The sequence below is a fragment of the Pseudacidovorax sp. NFM-22 genome (assembly GCF_021401245.1).
GTDB lineage: Bacteria > Pseudomonadota > Gammaproteobacteria > Burkholderiales > Burkholderiaceae_C > Xenophilus.
The window spans coordinates 384,463-406,673 of the sequence record NZ_JACBFY010000005.1 but is presented as its reverse complement, the minus strand read 5'-3'; the positions used below and the strand labels follow the sequence as shown (position 1 = coordinate 406,673).

The window sequence follows — 22,211 nt, the reverse complement described above, 5'->3', positions numbered from 1 at the left end:
TCTGTTGTTCTGGCCTTCGTGGCCTCGGCCCCTCGCCATGAACCTGCGCCAGATCGAAGTCTTCCGGGCCGTGATGAGTGCCGGTTCGATCACCGGCGCCGCCCGGCTGCTGCATGTGTCGCAGCCCGGCGTGAGCCGGCTGGTCCGACACCTGGAGCTGCAACTGGGCGTGGCGCTGTTCGAGCGGCGCAATGGCCGGCTCTTCGCCACACCGGAGGCGCGGGCGCTGCAGGTGGAGGTCGACAAGGTTTACCGGGGCGTGCGTCATGTGCAGGACGTGGCGCAGCACCTGCGCTTCGGTGCCCACGCGACGCTGCGCGTGCTCTCCAGTGCCAACACCGCGCTGGAACTGGTGCCGCGCGCCACGGCGCGGCTGCTCGCGCGTTTCCCGGATGCGCAGGTCGGCTTCGAGGCGCTGCCCACGCGCGAGATCGTCAAGCTGCTGGTGGCGGAGGACGCGGACCTCGCCGTCTCCTCCGCGCCGCTGGAGCATCCCGTGCTCGACCTGCGCGAGATCGGCCAGTGGCGTCTGATGTGCGCCCTCGCGCCGGGCCATCGGCTGCTGGCGGCACCGGTCTTCGATTTCGATGCGGCGCTGCGCGAGCGGCTGGTGCTCTACAGCCCCGAGGCACCCCAGAGCCAGGTCATCGACCGCTGGCTGGCCGAGCGCGACATCGTGCCGCGGCGTGCGGTGGAGGTGCGCTCTGGCCACGCTGCCTGTGCCATGGCGGCCAGCGGCGCCGGCGTGGCCTTCGTCGACGACCTGTCGGCGCGCAGCTTCGCGCCGGGCCGCCTGGTGCTGGTGCCCGTGCCCCAGGCGCCCGCCTTTCCGTTGCTGGCCGCCAGCAACACGCACCGGCCGCTCTCCACGCTCGGCCAGGCCTTCATGCAACTGCTGGACGAGGAGTTCGCCGCGCTGGCCGCGCCGGGATGACCCCGGCACACGGCGGCCGGGGGGCTGCTGCACAATCGCGCGGCCGCGCCCGCCGGCGGCCGGCCCCACCCCCCTGAGGAGACGCATGCGCATCATCACGATGCAGGGCCGGCTGATGCTGATCGCATCGATGGCCATTCTTCCGCTGGCCATCGTCTGCGGCCTGGCGCTGTACGCGCTGGCCGAAAGCCAGCAGGACCAGCACCGGGCCAGCACCCTGGGCGTGGCCCGCGCCGTCGCCACCGCGGTGGACAGCGAACTGCGCCTGACCATCGCCGCCCTCGACGCCCTGGCCCTGACCGAGCCGCTGGGCACCCAGGCCGGCGACGGCCTGAGCCAGGCGACGCGGCTGGCCACCGCCGTGCGGCGTTCGCATCCCGAATGGCTGGCGCTGGTGCTCGCGGCGCCGGACGGGCGTCTGCTCTTCAACACCGACGGCGGCGTCTCCGGCCCGCTGCGGCGCGTGGTCGACGACGACAGCCTGCAGCGGGTGCTGCGCACCGGCCAGCCTGCCGTCGGCGCCCTGGTGCCGGGGCCGGCAGGCCGGCTCGCCTTCGCGGTGCGCGTGCCCGTGATCCGCGATGGCCAGACCCTCCAGGTGCTGACCGCGGTCGTGCGGCCGGAGGCCATCACCGCCGTGCTGGGCCGCCAGCGCGTGCCCGAGGGCTGGTCGGTGTCGGTCTTCGACTCGCGCGAGCGCCGCGTGGCGCGCAACATCGACGACGCACGGTTGCGCGGCAGCGGCCCGAGCGACACGCTGCGCCGCCTGCTGGCGCAGATGGGCGATGCGCCCGACGGCGTCGGACGCTCGACCAACGTGGACGGCGTGCGCTCGCAGACCGCCGTGGCCCGGCTGGAGTCGGCGCCGTGGTTCGTCGTGCTGGGCGCGTCGGCCGACCTGGCCGAGTCGCCGCTGCGCCGCACCTATGTCGCCTATCTCGGCGGCCTGCTCTTCTCCCTGGCCTACGGGGCGCTGGCCGCGTGGTGGATCTCGCGCGGCGTCACCGGCCCCATGGCCCGGCTGCGCCAGCAGGCCGACGCGCTGGGCCGGGGCGAGCCGGTTGCGATGGCGCCTTCCCGCGTGCCCGAGGTGGATGCCGTGGCGGACGCGCTGGCGGCGGCCTCGCTGCAGCGCCGGCGCAGCGAGGCCGAGCGCCAGCAGCTGCTGGAGGCCGAGCGCGCGGCCAGCACGGCCGCGCAGGCGGCCCAGCAGCGGCTGGCCCGGCTGGTCAGTGCCGGCGCGGTGCTGTCGCAGTCGCTGGAGGAGGAGGCCACGCTGCGCGCCATCGCCGCGCTGATCGTGCCCTCGGTGGGCGACCTCTGCCGCATCGACCTGCTGGACGAACACGGCGTGCTGCAGCGCAAGCTGACGCACCACTTCGACCCCGCGCGCACGGCCGCCATCGCAGCCCTGGTGGAGACGCGCGCCGCGCCAGCGGATGCGCCCGGCGCCTTCCCGTGGGCCGTGGCCACCGGCCGCAGCTTCCTGCGCAACATCGAGGACGAGGGCATGCCCGAAGCGCTCGATCCGCAGTTGCGGGAGTTCGTGCAGGCCTTCGGCGTCACGGCCGGCTGCATCGTGCCGCTGGTCGCGCGCGGCCGCACCATCGGCGCGATGGCCGTGCTGCAGGCCGAGTCGGGCCGCCGCTTCACGCCCGAGGACGGCGCGTTGATCAACGATCTGGCCCAGCGCGCCGCGCTGGCGCTGGACAACGTGCGGCTTTTCGCCCGGGCCCGCGCGGCGCAGAAGCAGGCCGAGGACGCCAACCAGGCCAAGGACGAGTTCCTGGCCATGCTGGGCCACGAGCTGCGCAACCCGCTCGCGCCCATCGCGCTGGCGCTGCAGCTGGTGCAGCGCCGCGACCCGCAGGCCTTCCCGCGCGAGCGGCAGATCATCGAGCGGCAGGTGCGCCACCTGTCGCGCATGGTGGACGACCTGCTGGACGTCTCGCGCATCGTCTCGGGCAAGATCGTCCTGCGCCCCGAGACGCTGGACCTGCGCGACGTGGTGGCGCGGGCGCTGGAGCTCACGCTGCCCGTGCTGCAGCAGCGCCCAGAGATGCCCGTGGTGAGGCTGCCCGCCGAGCCCGTGCCGGTCCATGGCGATCCGCTGCGCCTGGCGCAGGTGGTCGGCAACCTGCTGAACAACGCCGCCAAGTTCACCGAGGCGGGCAAGGCCATCCGCGTGGTGCTGGCGGTGGACATGGCGGCTGCGCATCCGCAGGCGGTGCTGCAGGTCATCGACGAGGGCATCGGCATCGCGCCCGAGCTGCTGCCGCGCGTCTTCGAACGCTTCGTGCAGGGCGAGCAGCCGCTGCAGCGGGCCGCGGGCGGCCTGGGGCTGGGCCTGGCGATTGCGCAGAGCCTGGCCGGGCTGCACGGCGGTGCCATCACCGTGCACAGCGCGGGCGTGGGTCGGGGCAGCACCTTCGAACTGCGCCTGCCCCTTCACGCACTGCCCGCAGCCGCGGCAGAGGCGGCCGCGCCCCCTGCGCTGCCGCGGCAGGTCCTGTCGCTGCTTGTCGTGGACGACAACCAGGACGCGGCCGATTCGCTGGCCAGTTGGCTGGAGCTGGAAGGGCACCGCGTGCGCGTGGTGTATTCGGCGGAGGCGGCCCTGGACGCCCTGGCCGACGAGCCGGGGGAGGGGGCCATCGTGGACATCGGGCTGCCGGGACTGAGTGGGCATGAACTGGCCACGCGTCTGCGCGCCCAGCCCGCCACCGCCCGGATGGCGCTGATCGCGCTCACCGGCTATGGCCGCGAGGCCGACCGGCAGAAGGCGCTGGCCGCCGGCTTCGACGACCACTTCGCCAAGCCGGCCCAGGTGGAGATCCTGCTTGCGCGCCTGCTGGCGCTGGACGCCGGGCGTCGCGCCGCCCACGGCGCCTGAAGCCCCCGGCGGGCGGCGCGGCCCGGCACGAGCGCGCTCAGGCGGCCCGCATCATCTGGGCGACGTGACGGGTGGCTTCCAGCCCCGCCGGCCCCCAGTGCATGGCCGGTCCCAGCAGCCGGCGCAGCGCCGCGCCGCGACCGGCCACATCGTCACCGTCCAGCATCTGCCGCAACGCGGCCAGGTCCGGGTCGAGCGTGCTGCCGTCCTCGGCCAGCGTGGCCAGCGACAGTGGCGTCTGGCCCTGAGCGGCCCGCCGGACATGCCGGAAGGCGCGCGGGGGCGCCGGCGCCCGTGCTGACGGGCCGGCGCGGACGAACGCCGCCCCATCGGCCGCGGCATCGCCGCGGATCCAGTCGTAGATGACCTGCAGCTCGTAGTCGCCGAAGACGCCGAACATGCTCGCGTGCTCGCCCTGCAGCAGTGCCCAGAAGCGGCTCTGCGCGGGGTCGCTGCCCCGCACCAGCCACCCCTTGCGTTCGAGGGCGGCCACGAAACCGCCGATGGCGGGCGGATCGGCCAGCCACTGGTTGACCGTGCGGCCTTCGATGCGGCAGTAGTCGGAATGAGCCAGGCTGCCTTCGCCGGCCCGGCCCCCCAGCACCTGCAGCAGGGCTTGGTGGGGGTCGAAGGTGGCGATGGCGTCCGTGGTGCCCTGGCCGGCGTTGCTCAGCATGTAGCCGTCGGCCACCCGGGCCCAGAAGGCCTCGCGGTCGGCCAGGGCGGGCAGGTTCTCGGCTGCGGCCCGCAGGGCGCGCTGCGCATGGCCGCCCGCGGCGTTGTCCACCGTCACATGCAGCGTGAAGTAGGTCGGGTCGATGCCCAGCTCGTCCAGCTCGTAGGCCGTGATCAACAGGTGCAGCGGCAGCTGCTCGTAGCCCAGGTTGAAGCCGATCACCTCGGGCAGCAGCTCGGTGGTGCAGGCGGCCAGCGACAGCTGCAGCGCACCCTGCACGTAGGCCTCGTCGGGCTGTTCGGCCCAGTCCACGATGCCCATGGCATCGAGCAGGCGGCGGTAGAGCAGCACGTGGTTCTTGTCGGGGTCGCCGTCGCCCAGTTCCTCCACGTACGTGAGGATCAGGTCGTTGAGGTGCGGGTTGGCGGCATCGGGCAGCAGGCCATACAGCCAGGCGCCATCCACCAGCTTGGTGGGCGCGACCGCGCGCAGGAAGTTGAGCGCATGCGAGCGACTGCCGAAGTAGCGCCGTGGCCCGCCCGCCTTGCGCACGGCCAGATAGGCCTGGTAGGCCGCGCCGGTCGAGGCCAGGTTGGCCTGCTGCCAGGTGGCCAGGCCGTCGGGCGAAGCGGGCAGGTCGCAGGGCTGCGTCCGCATCTCCGCGCGCCAGCGCTCGATGAAGGCGCGCGCCTGGGCGCGCAAAGCGGCGTCGGGCCGGTCGTTGGCCTGCAGCAGCGCCTCGTAGAGCGCGCGGGCGCCGTGGGCCAGTGCCCGGCCGTCCTCGTTCGCGGCAGGGGCGGCAGCCCGGGGCTGTCGCGGCGCCGGGGGCGCGGCGGGGGTGAGGTGGAGCATCTGGGCTTCTTCGGCGGCCCTTCGGGCAAGGCGTGTGTTCTGCATGGGTCCACCATCGGGGTGTTGGCCGGTCGCGTCGGCAAGGGCGCAGCGCGGGTGGCTGTCGGCCGCGACCGACCCCCCGCCCCCGGACTACACCCGCCGCCGCGCGATGCGCGGCGCCCTGGCGGTGCCGTCCTACGAGCCACCCGCTGCGGGCTGCGCGGCCTTCATGGGTTTCGGCGTGCGCGACAGCCCGCATGGGCCCGCTGTGGCAGCATCCGCGCTCCCACGGCGGACCTGCCGCCGTTCCAGCGGCGCCCGTCGTCGGCCACGACCTTCGCGCACCTGCGGGTGCTGCCTTTCTCTTGCATGCCTGCCTTTCCCACCGCTTCCACGTCCTCCCGCCCGCGATCCGGCCCCGTTGCGCAGAACCTGGGGCTGCTCGCCCTGTCGATCGTGCTCATCGCCTTCAACCTGCGGCCGGTGTTCTCCAGCCTGTCGGTGGTGCTGCCCGATATCGTGGCGGCCACCGGCATGTCGGCGGCCGCGGCCAGTGCGCTGACCACCCTGCCCGTGATCTGCCTCGGTGCCTTCGCGATGGTGGCGCCTTGGCTCGGCCGGCGCCTGGGCATCGAGCGCACGCTGCTGGCCTGCATGGTGCTCATCACCGCCGGCACGCTGCTGCGCGGCTCGGCGCAACTGCCACTGCTGTTTGCGGCCTCGGCGCTGGCGGGCGTGGGCATCGCGGTGGCCAACGTGCTGCTGTCGGCCCTGGTCAAGCGCGACTTCGACAGCCGCACGGCGCTGATGATGGGCCTGTACACCATGGCCGTGTGCGCCGGCGCCGCCAGCGGGGCGGGCTTCACCGTGCCCTTGCAGCAGGCGCTGGGCCTGGGATGGCAGGGCGCGCTGGCAATGTGGACCGTGCCGGCCGCGGTCGCCCTGGCGCTGTGGGCGCCGCGTGCCTGGCCGGCGCGGCGGGATGCCGGCGATTCCGCCTTCCGGGTGCGCGGCCTGTGGGGCGACGGGCTGGCCTGGCAGGTCACGCTGTTCATGGGCCTGCAGTCGGCGCTCGCCTATTCGGTGATGGGCTGGCTGGCGCCCGTGCTGCGCGAGCGGGGCCTGGCTGCGGCCACGGCCGGCTTCGTGGTCTCGCTGTCGGTGCTGGTGCAGGTGCCCACCTGCCTGGTGCTGCCCACGCTGGCGCAGCGCCAGCGCAACCAGGTGGCGCTGGCCGTGGGGCTGGCCGTGCTCACGGTGGCGACGCTGTGGGCCTGCATGTTCGCGCCGCTGGGCGGCATCTGGGGCTGGGCGGTGCTGCTGGGCATCGCGCAGGGCGGCACCTTCTCGCTGGCGCTCACGATGATCGTGATGCGCTCGCCCGACGCGCGCGTCGCCGCCCAGCTCTCGGGCATGGCGCAGGGCGTGGGCTACCTGGTGGCCGCGACGGGGCCGATGCTGGTGGGGCTGCTGCGGGCCTGGACGGGCAGCTTCCGCGCCTCGGCGGTGCTCTTCGGGTTGATCGGCGTGGCGCTGGCTTTGGCTGGCGCAGGTGCCGGCCGCGCACGCGTCGTCCGCGCCGCGGCGATGCCCCGCTGAGCGCCCAGCCTCGCTCAAGCGAAGTCCGACATGACCCGCGTCTCCGTCAAGTCGCTGTGCGCCTTCGCGGCCAAGGCGGGAGACCTGGACATCCGCTTCGTGCCGGCGCCCACCGCGCACGAAGGGCAGGCCGGCCATTCGCTGGTGCAGTCGCGGCGCGGACCGGGCTACGAGCGCGAGGTGGCGCTGGAGACGGTCGTCGACGGCCTGCAGTTGCGCGGCCGGGCCGACGGTTACGACGCCGGCCAACGGCGGGTGGAGGAGATCAAGACCTTCCGCGGCGACTTCGCGCGCATCAAGGGCAACCACCGCGCGCTGCACTGGGCGCAGGCCAAGACCTATGCGGCCATGCTGTGCGAGCGCGATGCGCTCACGTCGATCACCGTCGCCCTGGTCTACCTCGACCTGGCGAGTGGCGAGGAGACGGTGCTGCAGGAGCATTGCGAGGCGACTGCCTTGCAAGCTGTGCTGCAGGCCATGTGCGCCGCCTATGCCCGCTGGGCGCAGCAGGAGGAGGCCCACCGCGCGCAGCGCGATGCGCAGATGGCGCAGTTGGTCTTTCCGCTCGGTGACTTCCGCGCCGGCCAGCACAAGCTTTCGCGCGACGTCTACCGCGCCGCCGCGCGCCGGCGCTGCCTGATCGCCCAGGCGCCCACGGGCATCGGCAAGACGCTGGCCACCACCTATCCGCTGCTGCGTGGCCTGGCGGCGCACGGCACGGACAAGGTGTTCTTCCTCACCGCCAAGACGCCCGGGCGGCAAGTGGCGCTCGACGCCCTGCGCCAGTTGGGCGAGGACCGGGCGCTGCGGGTGCTGGAGCTGAGCGCACGCGAGTCGGCCTGCGAGCGCCCCGGTGCCGCCTGCCATGGCGACAGCTGCCCGCTGGCCAAGGGCTTCTACGACCGCCTGCCGGCGGCCCGCGCCGAAGCCGCCGAGGCCCGCTGGCTGGACCGCGAGGGCCTGCGCCGCATCGCCGCCGGCCATGGCGTGTGTCCCTACTTCCTGAGCCAGGAGATGGTGCGCTGGAGCGACGTGGTGGTGGGCGACTACAACTACTACTTCGACGGCAGCGCGATGCTGCATGCGCTCGCCCGCGAGGAGGAGTGGCAGGTGGCCGTGCTGGTCGACGAGGCCCACAACCTGGTGGACCGGGCACGCGCCATGTACTCGACCACGCTGGCCTTCACGCTGCTCGACGGCGGCGAGGCGGTGGCGCCGGCCTTCGTGCAGGCGGCCTTGCGAAGGCTGCGGCGCGAATGGCGGCAGGTGTCGCGCGCCCAGGCCGTGCCCTATGCCGCGGCCACCGACCTGCCCGAGCCGCTGGTGCGCAGCCTGGCCGATGCGGTCGCGGCCCTGTCGGAGCATGCGGCGCAGTCGTCGCCGGAGCTGCCCGGGCCGCTGCAGGAACTGTTCTTCGGCCTGCTGGCGCTGGTGCGGCTGGCCGACGTCTTCGGGCCGCATTCGGTCTTCGAGGTGACGAACACGCCCGAGGGCGAGCCGCTGACCCTGGCCGTCCGCAACCTGGTGCCCGCCGGCTTCCTGCGGCCGCGCTTCGCGGGGGCGTCCACGACCGTGCTCTTCTCGGGCACCATCGCGCCCTTCGGCTACTACCGCGACCTGCTGGGCCTGCCCGAGGACACGGTGGAGCTGGAGGTGGACTCGCCCTTCCGCGCCGAGCAGCTGCGCGTGGAGGTGGCGCGCGACGTCTCCACGCGCCTGCGCGACCGTCCGCGCTCGCTGCCGCGGATCACGGCCGCGATGGCCCGGCAGTTCGCGCAGCGGCCGGGCAACTACATCGCCTTCTTCAGCAGCTTCGCCTACCTGGACATGGCTTTCGAGGCCTTCGCGCGCCAGCATCCCGGGGTGCCGGTCTGGCGGCAGTCGTCCGGCATGCCCGAACGCGAGCGCACCGCCTTCGTCGCCCGCTTCGCGCCAGGCGGACAGGGCATCGCTTTCGCGGTGCTGGGTGGCGCCTTCGCCGAAGGCGTTGACCTGCCCGGCGACCGGCTGGTGGGCGCCTTCGTCGCCAGCCTGGGCCTGCCGCAGCACGACGAGGCCAACGAGGTGCTGCGCGAGCGCATGGAGGCCATGTTCGGCCAGGGCTATGCCTACACCTACCTCTACCCCGGCCTGCGCAAGGTGGTGCAGGCGGCGGGGCGGGTGGTGCGCACCGAGCAGGACACGGGCGTGGTGCACCTGCTGGACGACCGCTTTGCCCAGCCCGAGGTGCTGGCGCTGCTGCCGCGCTGGTGGCAGGTGAGCAAGGGCCCCGCGCCGTAGCTTTCGTGGTGGCCGCAGGCAGGCCGCTACGCAGCCGTCCTGCGCCGGTTTGTAGGACGAATCGCAAAGTGGCCGGCCGCGGATTGACCCTGGCGGGCCAGCACGGGCAGAGTTCGGTCGCCGCCTCAACGCTCATCCGAATGGACAAGCCGCCTTCCCTGGCCAGCGTCAGCCCGCTGCCCCGACGCTCCGCGACCCCCACGCCCGACTACCGGCGCATGGTCGAGGCCGTCGAGGACTACGCCATCTTCATGCTCGATGCCCATGGCGTGATCCTGAGCTGGAACCGCGGCGCGCAACGCCTGAAGGGCTACGAGGCCGACGAGATCATCGGCCGCCATTTCTCCGTCTTCTATCCGCCCGAGCTGCTGGCGCGGCGCTGGCCGGAGCACGAGCTGGCCGTGGCCGTCCAGGTCGGCAAGTACGAGGAGGAAGGCTGGCGGCTGCGCAAGGACGGCACGCGCTTCTGGGCCAGCGTCACGATGACGCGCATCGACGGCGACCGGGGCCAGGTGCTGGGCTTCGTGAAGGTCACGCGCGACCTCACCGAGCGCCAGCGGCAGGAAGAGGAGGTCCGCGCCAGCGAGCAGCGCTTCCGGTTGCTGGTGGACAGCGTCAAGGACTACGCCATCTTCATGCTCGATCCCAGTGGCCACGTCGTGAGCTGGAACGCGGGCGCACGGGCCAACACCGGCTACGAGGCCGCCGAGATCATCGGCCAGCACTTTTCGGTCTTCTATCCCGACGAGGTGCGGGCCACCGGCTTTCCGGAGCGCGAGCTGAAGGAGGCCCGCACGGTGGGCCGCTTCGAGGACGAGGGCTGGCGCCTGCGCAAGGACGGCACCCGCTTCTGGGCCAATGTGGTGATCTCGGCCATCTTCGACGCGGGCGGGGTGCTCAAGGGCTTCGCCAAGGTGACGCGCGACCTCACCGAGAAGCGCCGCGTGGCGGCGCTGGAGACCGAAGGCCGGCGCCTGCAGGAGTTCCTGGCGCTGCTGGGCCACGAGCTGCGCAATCCGCTCGCGCCCATCGCCACCGCCGCCGAGATCCTCGGCCGTGGCCAGGCCGACGCGACCGTGGCGCGCATGGCCGGCATCATCGGGCGGCAGACACGCCAGCTGACCCGGCTGGTGGACGACCTGCTCGACGCCGCCCGCATCGCCAACGGCAAGATCCAGCTGGAGCGCAGGCCGGTGGAGATCGCCACCGTCGTCGAGGAGGCGCTCGAAGCCTTCCAGGCGCGCATCGCGGCGCGCGAGCAGACGCTTTCGGTCGACCTCGCGCCGGGGCTCTGGACGGTGGGCGACCGGGCGCGGCTGATACAGGTCGTCTCCAACCTGGTCGCCAATGCGGCCAAGTACACGCAGCCGCGCGGCCACATCCGCGTCGAGACGGGGAGCGACGAGTCCGGCGCGCGCGTGTGGATCCGCGTGCGCGACAACGGGCCGGGCATCGCGCCGGAGCAGCTGCCGCGCATGTTCGAGATGTTCGAGCAGGGCCAGCAGGGCAGCGAGAGGGCACCGGGCGGCCTGGGCCTGGGACTGGCGCTGGTGAGGCAGCTGGTGCAGATGCACGGCGGCGAGGTCGAGGCGCGAAGCACGGGTGTGGCCGGTGAGGGTACCGAGTTCGTGGTCGCGCTGGCTGCGCTGGAGGCGGTGGACGAGGGCGGCGCAGAAGGGGCGGCGGCCGCCATCGCTGCACCACTGGTGCTGGTCGTCGACGACCTGCCGGATTCCGCCGAGACGCTGGGCCTGCTGATCGAGACCATGGGCTATGCCGTGGCCCGCGCGCACGACGGCGTGGAGGCCCTCGACAGCATCCGGCGCCTGCGGCCCCAGCTGGTGGTGCTTGACCTGGGCCTGCCCGGGCTGAGCGGCTGGGCGGTCGCCGATCAGGCACATCTGGCGATGCGCGAGCCGCCGCTCTTCATCGCCGTGAGCGGTTACGCCTTGCCGACGCACCGGGCCGCCACGCTGGAGCGCGGCTTCGCGGCGCATCTGGCCAAGCCGGTGGATGTGGAGTTGCTGGAGCGCACGCTGCGGCGCCTGGCGCCCACGGGGTCCGCCGCGCCGCGGCCTGGCGCGGGGCAGGGGCCGTGAACCGACTCGCCGGGCGGGCGCGAAGCCGCCATCGTCGCTGTCGTGCTTTCAGTCGAGCTTGATGGCGACCATCCGGTTCACCTCGGCCCATCCGTCGTGCACCCCCTTCATGGTGGTCTGGAACGACTCGACGGTGCTGCCGGAGCGCGACTCGAAGCCCATCTCTTCCACCCGCTGCTTCATGGCGGGCAGTGCCGCGATGCGGTTGAGCTCCCGGGCCAGCTTCTGCACGATCGGTGTCGGCGTGCCACGGGCGACAAAATAGCCGATGAAGCCTTCGATGTCGGTGCCGCGCACGCCCTGCTCCGCCAGTGTCGGCACCTGCGGGAGCGCCGTCGCGCGTTGCTTCAGGCTGGCACCCGCAAGGATGCGGATGCGACCCGAGCGCGAGTACTGCAATGCCGGCGCGCCCGAGATGAAGCCGGCGTCGAGCCGGCCGGCAAGCAGGTCCGGCAACATCGGTACCTCGCCCTTGTAAGGAATGTGGTTCATGCGCGCGCCGGTCTGGACGGCGATCAGCTCGCCGTAGAAATGCGAACCGGAGCCTTGTCCCGTGGTGCCGTAGCTCAGGGGCTGCGGGGTCGACCTGGACAGCGCCACGAACTCCGTCAGTGTGGTGGCCGGGCTGCTGGCCGGCACCACGAAGAAGATCGAGGTCGACGCGATGTGCGCCAGGGGGACGAACTGCTTGAACGGGTCATAGCTGATGTTCGAGTAGATCATCGGCGCCCGCACCATCTCCGTGGTCGTCAGCAGCAGGGTGTAGCCATCCGCAGGGGAGGCGATCACATTGCCCACGCCGATCGACATGTTGGCGCCGGGCTTGTTGTCGACCACGATGGGCTGGCCCAGGGTCTGCTGCAGTTCCTTGGCGTATTCGCGGGCGATCACGTCGATCGTGCTGCCGGATGAGGTGGGTACGACCAAGCGGATCGGTCGGTTCGGATAGTCGCCGGATTGCGCCTGTGCGAACGGCGCGGCGGCGGCGAGCGCGCCGGCAAGGCCGCTCGCCACGAATGTTCTGCGTCGGGTGTTCATACGGTCTCCTGAGGGTGGGTTCGCGAGTGGCGCACGTGTTGACAGGTCATGCCTGGAGCTGCTGGCACCGCATTCAAGAAAGAGGGGCGGGCGGCGTGCTCATGGCCAGCCTCCGCCGGCGCGCGTGATCGACTCGGTGGCACTTATCGCCTCCAGGTACTCGGCCCGGGTCTGTTCCACCAGCTGGGCCGTTGGCACGATCGCGTCCACACCGCTCACGCTGTGACCCGCACTCCAGATGTCGCCCCAACGCTTGGGACCGAAGGGCTGGCGCGTGTCCGTGAACTTGCCGCGCGAGTCGCTGAACATCTCCTTCGCGCGCTCCGGGCTGATGCCTTCGTCCAGCGTATCGGGGTCCAGTCCAGCCGCAACGATGGAGGGCCGCAGGATGCTGGCGGGCAGGCCCGAGAAGGCGCGGGTGAGCTGCACATCGTCCGCCTCGGACTGCACCAGCATGGCCTTGTAGGCGGCAGAGGCCATGGACTCTTCAGTGGCAATGAACCGGGTGCCCATGTAGGCAAGGTCGCAGCCGAGCGCACGTGCGGCCCACAAGGCCGCGCCATCGGAGACGCCGCCTGCCAGGATCAGTGGGCCGTGGAAGAAGCTGCGCAGGGCACGCACGAAGGCCATGCCGTTGAGCCAGCCGGTCTGGCCGCCCGCGCCGGCACTGAGCAGCACCAGTCCGTCCGCCCCGGCGGCGATGGCCTTGCGTGCATGAGCGACGGTCGCGACGTCGGCGAACACGAGGCAGCCGGCGGCGTGCAGCGGTGCGATCACGGGTGCGGGCGAGCCGACGCTGGTGATCACCATCTCGACCCCGTGCCGGACCAGGCACTCGACGTCGGCGGCGAGCGCCCGCGGCTCGCGATGCATGATGAGGTTGGGGCAGAAAGGGGCGGCAGCGGGCTCGCGTCCGTGCTCGCCCGAGGTCGCCTGCACGATGCGGACGAGCCAATCGTCGAGCGCGTCCCGTGCGTTGGCGGTGGGGAAGGCGCCGATGACCCCGCTGAGGCAGGCGGCGATCACCAGTTCCGGGCCCGAAACCTTGAGCATAGGCGCGGCGATCAGCGGCAGGCGAAGGCGCCGCGCGATGTGCGAGGGGAGCGACATGGCCGGTTGCCGCGGGTTATCCCAGCGCGGCCTGGTGCCGCAGACGCTGGATCGCGTCGTCGTCCCAGCCGTACTCGCGCAGCACCTCGTCGCTATGCTGGCCCAGTTCAGGTGCGCAGGCGGGGCGCTGCTTGTGCTCGCCCGCCATGTGGAAGGGACTGTCGACCGTGAAGCGTGTTCCGCCGATGCCGTCGGCCTCGACCAGTGCGCCACATGCATAGGCCTGGGGGTCGCCGATGACGTCGGTGGTGCGGGCCACGACGCCGACGGTGTGGGCGCTGCCCTCGAAGCGGCGCAGCCAGTTCGCGCTGTCATCCCCTGCGAAGACCCGGTCCAGCTCAGCCACCAATGCGGCGGCGTTGGCGCGGCGCTGTGGCAGCTCGGCGAAACGCGCGTCGGTCAGCAGGTGTTCGATGCCGAGGATGCGGGTGAGCCCGGGCCACAGCTTTTCCTCCTCGACCATCGCCAGGGAGAACCAGCGGCCATCGCGGCAAAGATAGAAGTTGCTCAGCGCGCTGCGCGGCGCAGTGCGCGGTTCGCGGTAGCGCAGCTCGCCGCCGCACAGCGCGGCCTGCACCATCGGGCCGTTGGCCCAGATGCCGCTGGCCATCAGCGAAGTGGACACCTCACCCCCCAGGCCGGTGCGCTCGCGGCGGAACAGCGCCGTGACGATGGCCGCGTACAGCACGACGGATGTGGGTTGGTCGCCCATGCCCAGCGTGGGAGCGGCCGGAGGCGCATGGGCATCGGTGCGCACCATGTCGCACAGACCGGAGCGGGCCCAGAACGCGGTCGCGTCGAAGCCGCGGCGCCCGGCGTCGGGTCCTGTCTCGCCATAGCCCGAGAGCGACGCATAGATGAGGCGAGGATTCATCGCCATCAGCACGGGCGCGGTCAGGCCCAGCTGCGCCCTCACCTCGGCCGGGTAGTTGATGACCAGGACGTCCGCCTCGCGAACCAGGCGGTGGAGCACGGCGCGGGCCGCGTCTTTCTTCAGGTCCAGGACCAGCGATCGCTTGTTGCGCGACGCCAGCGCCCAGGCGTAGTTGTGGTCGCATCGGGGCAGGTTGGGCAGGCGGTGCATCCGGCGGTAGCCGTCCCCCTCGGGCGGCTCGATCTTGACCACGTCTGCCCCAAAGTCGGACAGGATGGTGGCGGCCATCGGCCCGGCCACGAAGCTGCCGATGTCGAGCACCTTGATGCCACTGAAAACACTCATGCGACGCCTTTTCCTCGGTGAAGTGACCCGACCTGCTCGGCACCGCTGACGCGCCGTTGCGCGTCCCATGAACGGCACCTCGGCTGCGCAGCCGCGTCCGTATGGCGAGGATGCTGGTCGTATCCCGCATCATATTAGTTATGGTTGAACCAATACGATGAGGGGAAGCCCCGATGCCGCCAGCTTCCTGGGGGCTACGAACTGCTGCATTTCCATTTCCATACCCCGAGCGAAGAAATGCTCCGGGGTCGCCGCGCCGCGATGGTGGCCCACTTCGTGCACAAGAGCGCCGCGGGCGAGCTGGGCGGGGTCGGGGTGCTGAGCTTGTCCAGCGCATTGCCACCCTGGGGCTGATACCCGAAGGCGAGGCTGCGGGCATCAGCGCGCGCACCGCACGCAAGTGGCTCCGGCGCTTCGAGCAACACGACGAGCACGGCCTGCTGGACCGCAGCTCACGCCCCCTGCGCACGCGCTCCTGCCTGGATGCCCGGCTGTGCGAGCGCATCGAACAGCTTCGCCGCTCGCGCATGCCCATGCAGCATATCGCTCGCATCGTCGGGCGCAGCGTGCCCACGGTGTGCCGGCTGATCGCCCGCCTGGGTCTTTCCAGCCTGAAGGCGCTCGAGCCCGTCAGCGCGTCGCTGCGCTACGAGCGCGAGGCACCGGGCGAGCTTCTGCACATCGACACCAAGAAGCTCGGGCGCATCGCCCTCGATTTCAGACGTCCCAATGATCTTTGAATGGTTCTATGAAGTCACAAAATTCATTTGGCGACTTCTTCCATCAGCTGGGCCACCAGCGGACCGAACCCAGGCGTGCCGGCCTGCAGTCGGCTTTGGATGACGGCGCGGTCCGTGGGTTTGTTCTGGCTCAGCTTCTCCATGCAATGCGCCACCTCGACGGTGAGCTCGAAGCCGACGACGCCCTCGATCAGCCGGTCCACATGGTCGGCGGGCGCCTTGCCCATGTGCCATCCGTCTTCGCCGTCGGGCTCGAAGGCGCGAACGGACCGCTGCATCAGATCGAGCAGGCCTTGCCTGTCGGCGATCACCCTCAGGACGCCTTCCCACTGCAGGCCGACGTAGTTCCAGGTGGGCACATTGGCCGCGCTTTCGTACCAGTGGGGCGAGATGTAGGCGCTGGGGCCGTTGACCACCACCAGTCCCCGCATGCCGCTCGCCAGCGAGGCGGCATGGGGATTGCGGCGGGCAAGATGGGAGACCAATCGGAGGGTTCCGGTCGCATCGGATTGCGCGAAGAACGGTAGCGAGGTGGCGACCGGTTCCCCCTCGGGCCCGCGGGTGATCAGCGTGCCGAAGGGATACCGCCTCAGCCAGGCGAGGGCGGCCGCGGGGTCGGCGTTGCGGTAATGGTCAGGCACATACATGGTGGGTCCGATCAGCCAGTCTGAAATGCATTGTATGATAATAAAATACATTTTATTCATCGACATTTGGAGAATGGCCGAATGAAAGACGACGCCCTCGACGCGGACCTCAAGGCGATGCTGCAAGCTGCCGCGGCAGCCACCGGCGGTCCCAGCATCCGCGAACTGCCCATTCCCATGGCGCGGGCCGCCTACCGGGAGCGCTACCTCGCCCGCGGCCTGCGGCCGCCGGAGCGTGAGGTGACCATGACAGAGCAGGTGCTGGCGCTGCCCGACCGCGAACTCCCGGCACGGCTCTACCGACCGGCGTCAATGCCCGAGGGCAAGCCGGCGCCCCTGGTGATCTATTTCCATGGGGGAGGCTTCGTCGTGGGAGACCCGGCGGCCTATGACCGTCAGTCCCGCTGGATCGCCGACCGGCTGGGCGTGGCCGTGCTGGTGCCGGACTATCGGCTGGCGCCGGAGCATCCGTTTCCTGCGGCCGTGGATGACGCCTGGGACGTCTTCCAGGCCGTGGCCGACGCGCCGGACAGGTGGGGCGCCGATCCCACGCGGATCGCGCTGGCGGGTGACAGTGCGGGTGGCTGCCTGACGCTCGTGACCGCACTGCGCGCGGCCGGGGAGCGCGCGGGCCCGCAGCCAGCCGCCTGCCTGTCGCTCTACCCCGTCACCGATTACACCGATCGCTGCGGCGAGGTCTGGCCATCGATCACCGCCTTCGGCAAGGGCTACTTCCTGGATCAGGTCATGCTGGACTGGTTCGCCGACCTCTACTTCCTGCGCAATGAGGATGCCTTGTCTCCGCAGGCCTCGCCCCTGCGCTGGCCGAGCGTGGCGGATCTGCCTCCGGTGGTCATCGTGACGGCGGGCTACGACCCGCTGCGCGACCAGGGCGATGCCATGGCGCAGCGGATGGCCGGCGCCGGCGGCGTGGTGGAGCATGTGCAGCTGCCGGACATGATCCACAACTTCCCGGGGTACGCCGGCCTTTCGGCGGGTGCGGCGACCGCTTTCGCGCAGGTGGTGGATCGCCTGGGCGTCCATCTGCAACGCCGCTGAATCCCGGCGGCCGGCGGGCTGCGCGAGCAGCCGGCCGTGCCTGTCTCAGAACGCGGTGTTGTGCGACGTCAGCTTGGTGACCAGCCAGGCTTCCATGGCTTCGGTGCCGCCTTCCGATCCGTGTCCCGAGTCCTTGATGCCACCGAAGGGCACTTCGGGCAGGCCCAGCGGCGCCTGGTTGATCGAGACCATGCCGGACTCGATATCGGCGGAGACGGCCGCCGCCGTGCCGGCCGAGGACGTATAGGCATAGGCGGCCAGGCCCCAGGGGAGGCGATTGGCCTCGGCGATCAGCGCGTCATAGTCGCGGAAGGTGCTGATCGGCACCACGGGGCCGAAGGGCTCTTCGTTCATCAGGCGGGCGGACAGCGGCACGTCGGTCAGCACGGTCGGTGCAAAGAAGAAGCCCGACGTGCCGATGCGGCTGCCGCCGGTCCGCACGCGTGCGCCCCGATCGACGGCGTCCGCCACCAGCGCCTGCATCGCCTCCACGCGGCGCGCGTGGGCCAACGGGCCCATCTGGACGCCGGCTTCCAGGCCATTGCCGACGCGGATGGCGGCCGCGGCGGCGACGAAGTGCTCGACGAAGGCGTCGGCCAGATCCTCATGCACGAGCAGGCGTGTGGGGGAGATGCAGACCTGGCCCGCATTGCGGAACTTCTGCGCCGCCAGCGCCCGGGCAGCCCGCGCAGGATCGGCGTCGCTGAAGACGATGGCGGGGGCGTGCCCGCCCAGTTCCATCGTGGCGCGCTTCATGTGCAGCCCAGCCAGCGCCGCCAGCTGCTTGCCGACGGCGGTCGAACCCGTGAACGAGATCTTGCGGATCAGCGGATGCGGCACCAGGTGCGCCGAGATGTCGGCAGGTCTCCCGTACACGAGCTGGATCACACCGGGCAGGATGCCTGCATCGGCAAAGGCCTTCACCAGGGCAGCGCAGCTCGCCGGCGTTTCCTCGGGACCCTTGACGATGATGGTGCAGCCTGCCGCCAGCGCCGGTGCGATCTTGCGGACCACCTGGTTGATCGGGAAATTCCACGGGCCGAACGCCGCGACCGGCCCGACCGGTTCGCGCGTCACCAGCTGCATGTGGCCAGGCGCCCGCGCAGGAACGATCCGGCCATAGGTGCGGCGCGCCTCCTCGGCGAACCAGTCGATGACGTCTGCCGAACCCAGGGCTTCTGCGCGCGCCTCTGCCAGCGGCTTGCCCTGTTCCTGGGTCAGCAGGCGGGCGGTGGCGTCGGCGCGCTCGCGCAGGAGCTGGGCGGCCTGCCGCATGAGCTTGGAGCGCTCGAAGGCCGCGACGCGGCGCCAGTGCTGGAAGGCGCGGTGGCTGACCTCCACGGCGCGGTCGAGATCGGCCGTCGTCGCGTGCGCAACCCGCCCGATCTCCGCCCCGGTGGCGGGGTTCAGGACCGGCGCGTCAAGACCGGCCGCGCCGGCGCTCCAGGCGCCATCGATGTGGAGGAGGGTGTCGGGATAGTCCGTCATGGGGGAAGAGGTCATGGCAGGTTCGTCGGTGCGCGAGGCGGCAAGAACGGGAGCGGGTCAGTCCGCAGGGCGGCACGCGCCGCCGGATGCGGCCGGCGCGGGCGTGTCATCGGCGTGCCGCCAGCGCAGGCGCACGCCTCCGTCGGGCGTGGGCTCCAGGGCCGGAATGGCCTGCAGCAGACGGCGGGTGTAGGGGTGGGCGGGCCGGTCGAAGATCTGATCGCGCGGTCCCTCTTCCACGATCCGGCCCTGGTTCATCACCACCACCCGGTTGGCCAGTTGCTCGACCACGGCCAGGTCGTGGCTGATGAACAGGCAGGCGAAACCGTGGCGGTGCTGCAGCTCGGCGAACAGGTCCAGGATCTGCGCACGCACCGTCGTGTCGAGGGCCGAGACCGGTTCGTCGGCGACCACCAGCCGCGGCCGCCGCACGACCGCGCGGGCGATGGCGACGCGCTGCCGCTGTCCGCCCGACAGTTCATGGGGATAGCGCGAGGCGTGGCCTGCGTCCAGTCCCACTTCCTCGATCGCCTCGCGCACGCGTGCGGCAGCCGTCTCGTGGTCCAGGCCGGTGCCGCGCAGCGCTTCGCCGATGCTCTGCGCGACGGTCATCCGCGGGTCCAGCGAGGCATAGGGATCCTGGAACACCATCTGGCAATCGCGGCGGTAGGCGGCCCAGGTGGCGCCAGAGCTGCCGCGCACGGCTTGGCCATCGAACAGCAGCTCGCCGCTGCTGGGCTTCTGCAGATGGGCGATGACGCGTCCGAGCGTGGTCTTGCCGGAGCCCGAGCCGCCCACCACCGCCACCACCTCGCGCGGGCGCAGAGCCAGGTCGATGCCGTGGAGCGCCCGCTGCGGCTGGCCCCTTCGCAGCAGTCCACCCCGCGCCGGGAAATCGACCACCAGCTGGCGGACTTCGACCAGCGGCGCATCCTGGGGATCGACGGCGGGCACGTCGCGGCGCCGTGGCATCGCGCCGAGCAGCTGACGTGTGTAGGGATGCGCCGGCGCCCGCAGGATCTGCTCGGTCGGCCCCTGTTCGACGATCTCGCCCCGACACATCACGATGACACGGTGCGAGTAGCGCGCCACCATCGCCAGGTCATGGCTGATCATGAGCACGGCCGTGCCACTCTCTGCGGTCAGCGAGACCATCAGCTCCAGAACGTCCCGCTGCACCACCGCATCGAGCGCCGTGGTGGGCTCGTCCGCCACCAGCAGGGCTGGGCGCGGCAGCATCACCGAGGCCAGCATGATGCGTTGGCGCATGCCGCCGGAGAACTCGTGCGGCCAGGCGCGCAGTACCCGGTCCGGGTCGGCCAGGCCCACCCGCTGCAGCATCGCGATGATGGCGGCCCGGCGCTCCTGGGCGTCGAGCGGCGTGTGCAGGGCCAGCGCCTCCTCCAGTTGGCGGCCGACGCTGAGCGCCGGGTTCAGCGACGTCATGGGCTCCTGGAACACCATGCCGATGCGGCGGCCTCGAAGGGCCCGCAGCTCTGCCGGCTTGAGCGCGGCCAGATCGCGGCCCTCGATGTGGATGGCGCCGCCGCGCACGCGGATGGCGGGCGGCGTGAGTCCGAGAACGGCGCGCGCCGCGAGCGTCTTGCCGCTGCCGCTCTCGCCGACCACGGCCACGATCTCGCCGGTGCGGACCTGGAAGCTCGCGCGATCGACCACCAGCCGGCCGGCGTCGCCGACGCCCAGGCAGAGTCCGCGCACGTCGAGCAGAGGAGGGGGGACGGTCGTCATGCCATGTTCCTCATGCGCGGATCGAGCCGATCGCGCAAGGCGTCGCCCAGGAGGTTGATGCCCAGCAAGGTGAGCGAGATGCACAGTCCAGGCAGGATGCCGAGCCAGGGGGCCTGTGCCATGAACGCGCGGCCGCCGGCCAGCATGTTGCCCCAGCTGGGCGCCGGGGGCGGCGGGCCCAGCCCCAGGAAGGAGAGGGCGCTTTCGGACAGCAGCACCCAGCCGAACATCGAGGTCGCAAGCACGGTCAGTGGTGCGACGCAGTTGGGCAGCACGTGGCGTCCCATGATGTAGAGCTCGCTGTGGCCCATGACGCGCGAGGCTTCGATGAACGCGTTCTCACGCAGCGACAGGGTGGCGCCGCGCACCACGCGCACCACCGACGGCACATAGGCCAGGCCCAGCGCCAGCACGATGCCGCTGCGGCCGCTGCCCAGCACCACCAGCAGTCCCAGCGCTAGCAGAATGCCCGGGAACGCCAGCAGCGCATCATTGAAGGTCATCACGACACGGTCGATCCAGCCGCGGAAGTAGCCGGACACGATGCCGACCCCACCGCCGATGAGCACGGCGAACACCACCGTCATCAGTGCGATGCCCATGCTGGAGGCCGCCCCTGCCATCAGGCGGCTGAGCACATCGCGTCCGAATTCGTCGGTGCCGAGCGGAAAGGCGGGGCTTCCCGGGGCGGTGAATCGGTGCAGCAGGTCGAGCGCGAGCGGGCTGCGCGGTGTCCACACCTGGGCCACGACGGCGATCAGCGCCATGGCGCCGGTGAGCAGCAGGCCGATCAGCCCGCGCGTTGAACGGAAGGTCATCGGCGAGCTCCTCAGTCCAGCGTGACGCGCGGGTCGAACGCGGGGTAGCACAGGTCGATGACCATGTTGACCAGCACATAGACCGCCGCGATGAACAGCATGCAGCCCTGCACCACGGGATAGTCGCGGGCAAAGATGGCGTCCACCAGCAGGCGGCCCAGGCCGGGAATGGTGAACACGGTCTCGACCACGGCGATGCCGCCCAGCAGATTGCCCAGGATCAGGCCGATCAGTGTCCAGGTGGGAGCGAACGCGTTCTTGAAGGCATGGCGCCACAGCACGGCGCTTTCCGACAGGCCCTTGGCACGCGCGTGGACGATGTAGTCCAGGCGCTGCACCTCCAGCATGCTCGAACGCGCCATCCGGATGATGACCCCGATCTCGTGCAGGACCAGGGTCATGACGGGCAGCGCCAGGTAGAGCAGGCCCGCGCGCAGGTTTTCGGACAGGCCCACATAGCCGACCACTGGCAGCCATCCCAGGTGCAGGCCGAACAGCATCAGCAGCAGCAGGCCCAGCCAGAAGGTGGGGACCGACAGCAGCAAGGTGGCGACGGCGACGAGTCCCAGGTCCAGCGCGCTGTTCTGGTGCCAGGCCGCCACCATGCCGGCCGGAACGGCGATCAGCGTCGCAAGCGCCACCGCCACCGCGACGATGGTGCCGCTGACGGCAAAGCGCTCGATCACCAGTGGTGCCACGGCCTGGCCGGTCGAGATCGAGCGGCCCAGATCGCCGCTGAGCACTTGGCCCAGCCACCGCACGAACTGCACGGGCAGGGGGCGATCCAGCCCCAGGTCGCGGTGCACCGCCGCCACCATGTCGGGGGTGGCCATGTCGCCGAGCATCAGGGTGGCGGGATCGCCCGGAATGAGCCGGATCAGGAAGAACACCGTGGCTGCGACGATCAGCAGCGTGGGCACTCCCATGGTGATGCGTGTGAGGATGAAGCGTCCCATCGGGGTCCCGTGCTGCCTGTGGTCGGTGGCTGGAATGGATCGGTCGTGAAGCGCGGACGGCGCGGCGTGCGA

General features: G+C 71.3%; 15 protein-coding genes and 1 pseudogene. 7 read left to right on the top strand and 9 right to left on the bottom strand.

The window, feature by feature from the left end; genetic code table 11:
* Positions 1-37: 37 nt before the first annotated feature.
* Positions 38-934: a LysR family transcriptional regulator gene (locus L0984_RS19455; RefSeq protein ID WP_170159471.1), complete on the top strand. Its 897-nt coding sequence runs from the start codon at positions 38-40 to the stop codon at positions 932-934.
* 85 nt (positions 935-1,019) lie between these two features.
* Positions 1,020-3,827 carry a hybrid sensor histidine kinase/response regulator gene (locus L0984_RS19450; protein WP_234195531.1) on the top strand — a complete coding sequence of 936 codons (2,808 nt, stop codon included), beginning with the start codon at positions 1,020-1,022 and terminating at the stop codon, positions 3,825-3,827.
* Positions 3,828-3,864: 37 nt separating this feature from the next.
* On the opposite strand, the gene L0984_RS19445 is transcribed toward L0984_RS19450, so the two are convergent.
* Positions 3,865-5,355, bottom strand: a complete 1,491-nt coding sequence (locus L0984_RS19445; RefSeq protein WP_234195529.1) for an iron-containing redox enzyme family protein — start codon at positions 5,353-5,355, stop codon at positions 3,865-3,867.
* A gap of 351 nt (positions 5,356-5,706) precedes the next feature.
* On the opposite strand from L0984_RS19445, the gene L0984_RS19440 reads away from it, so the two are divergent.
* The 3 genes from L0984_RS19440 to L0984_RS19430 all read left to right on the top strand — a co-directional run bounded on the left by L0984_RS19440 (position 5,707) and on the right by L0984_RS19430 (position 11,315).
* Entirely contained in the window at positions 5,707-6,936 is a 1,230-nt protein-coding gene (locus L0984_RS19440; protein WP_234195527.1) for a CynX/NimT family MFS transporter, read from the top strand.
* A 30-nt stretch (positions 6,937-6,966) separates the two neighbouring features.
* Positions 6,967-9,216: an ATP-dependent DNA helicase gene (locus L0984_RS19435; RefSeq protein WP_234195525.1), complete on the top strand. Its 2,250-nt coding sequence runs from the start codon at positions 6,967-6,969 to the stop codon at positions 9,214-9,216.
* Between the two features lie 140 nt (positions 9,217-9,356).
* Complete coding sequence (locus L0984_RS19430) at positions 9,357-11,315, top strand: PAS domain-containing hybrid sensor histidine kinase/response regulator (protein ID WP_234195523.1); 1,959 nt, start codon at positions 9,357-9,359, stop codon at positions 11,313-11,315.
* Between the two features lie 48 nt (positions 11,316-11,363).
* On the opposite strand, the gene L0984_RS19425 is transcribed toward L0984_RS19430, so the two are convergent.
* From L0984_RS19425 to L0984_RS19415, 3 genes are all read right to left on the bottom strand, one after another.
* Positions 11,364-12,353 (bottom strand): Bug family tripartite tricarboxylate transporter substrate binding protein, encoded by a 990-nt coding sequence (locus L0984_RS19425; RefSeq protein WP_234195521.1) that lies wholly within the window; start codon positions 12,351-12,353, stop codon positions 11,364-11,366.
* 99 nt (positions 12,354-12,452) lie between these two features.
* Positions 12,453-13,463: an NAD(P)H-dependent flavin oxidoreductase gene (locus L0984_RS19420; protein ID WP_234195519.1), complete on the bottom strand. Its 1,011-nt coding sequence runs from the start codon at positions 13,461-13,463 to the stop codon at positions 12,453-12,455.
* 16 nt (positions 13,464-13,479) lie between these two features.
* Complete coding sequence (locus L0984_RS19415) at positions 13,480-14,682, bottom strand: CaiB/BaiF CoA transferase family protein (protein WP_234195517.1); 1,203 nt, start codon at positions 14,680-14,682, stop codon at positions 13,480-13,482.
* Positions 14,683-15,017: 335 nt separating this feature from the next.
* Here L0984_RS19415 and L0984_RS19410 point away from each other — a divergent pair.
* Positions 15,018-15,389: pseudogene (locus tag L0984_RS19410) on the top strand (leucine zipper domain-containing protein); the annotation flags it as partial.
* A gap of 56 nt (positions 15,390-15,445) precedes the next feature.
* Here the strand turns inward: L0984_RS19410 and L0984_RS19405 are convergent.
* A complete protein-coding gene (locus L0984_RS19405; protein ID WP_234195515.1) occupies positions 15,446-16,129 on the bottom strand; it encodes an FMN-binding negative transcriptional regulator in 684 nt (227 codons plus the stop codon).
* 21 nt (positions 16,130-16,150) lie between these two features.
* Between L0984_RS19405 and L0984_RS19400 the strand changes: the two genes are divergently transcribed.
* On the top strand, positions 16,151-17,128 hold the full coding sequence (locus tag L0984_RS19400; RefSeq protein WP_234195513.1) for an alpha/beta hydrolase: 978 nt from the start codon (positions 16,151-16,153) through the stop codon (positions 17,126-17,128).
* 45 nt (positions 17,129-17,173) lie between these two features.
* Here the strand turns inward: L0984_RS19400 and L0984_RS19395 are convergent, their stop codons facing one another.
* The 4 genes from L0984_RS19395 to L0984_RS19380 are packed head-to-tail and all read right to left on the bottom strand — an operon-like array spanning position 17,174 to position 22,139.
* On the bottom strand, positions 17,174-18,631 hold the full coding sequence (locus L0984_RS19395) for an NAD-dependent succinate-semialdehyde dehydrogenase (RefSeq protein WP_234195511.1): 1,458 nt from the start codon (positions 18,629-18,631) through the stop codon (positions 17,174-17,176).
* A 42-nt stretch (positions 18,632-18,673) separates the two neighbouring features.
* Complete coding sequence (locus L0984_RS19390) at positions 18,674-20,365, bottom strand: ABC transporter ATP-binding protein (RefSeq protein ID WP_234195509.1); 1,692 nt, start codon at positions 20,363-20,365, stop codon at positions 18,674-18,676.
* The gene (locus L0984_RS19385; RefSeq protein ID WP_234195507.1) at positions 20,362-21,183 is read right to left on the bottom strand and encodes an ABC transporter permease; all 822 of its coding nucleotides are present in this window, start codon (positions 21,181-21,183) and stop codon (positions 20,362-20,364) included. Before L0984_RS19385 ends, L0984_RS19390 begins: the two co-directional genes overlap by 4 nt.
* An 11-nt stretch (positions 21,184-21,194) precedes the next feature.
* On the bottom strand, positions 21,195-22,139 hold the full coding sequence (locus tag L0984_RS19380; RefSeq protein ID WP_234195506.1) for an ABC transporter permease: 945 nt from the start codon (positions 22,137-22,139) through the stop codon (positions 21,195-21,197).
* Positions 22,140-22,211 lie beyond the last annotated feature (72 nt).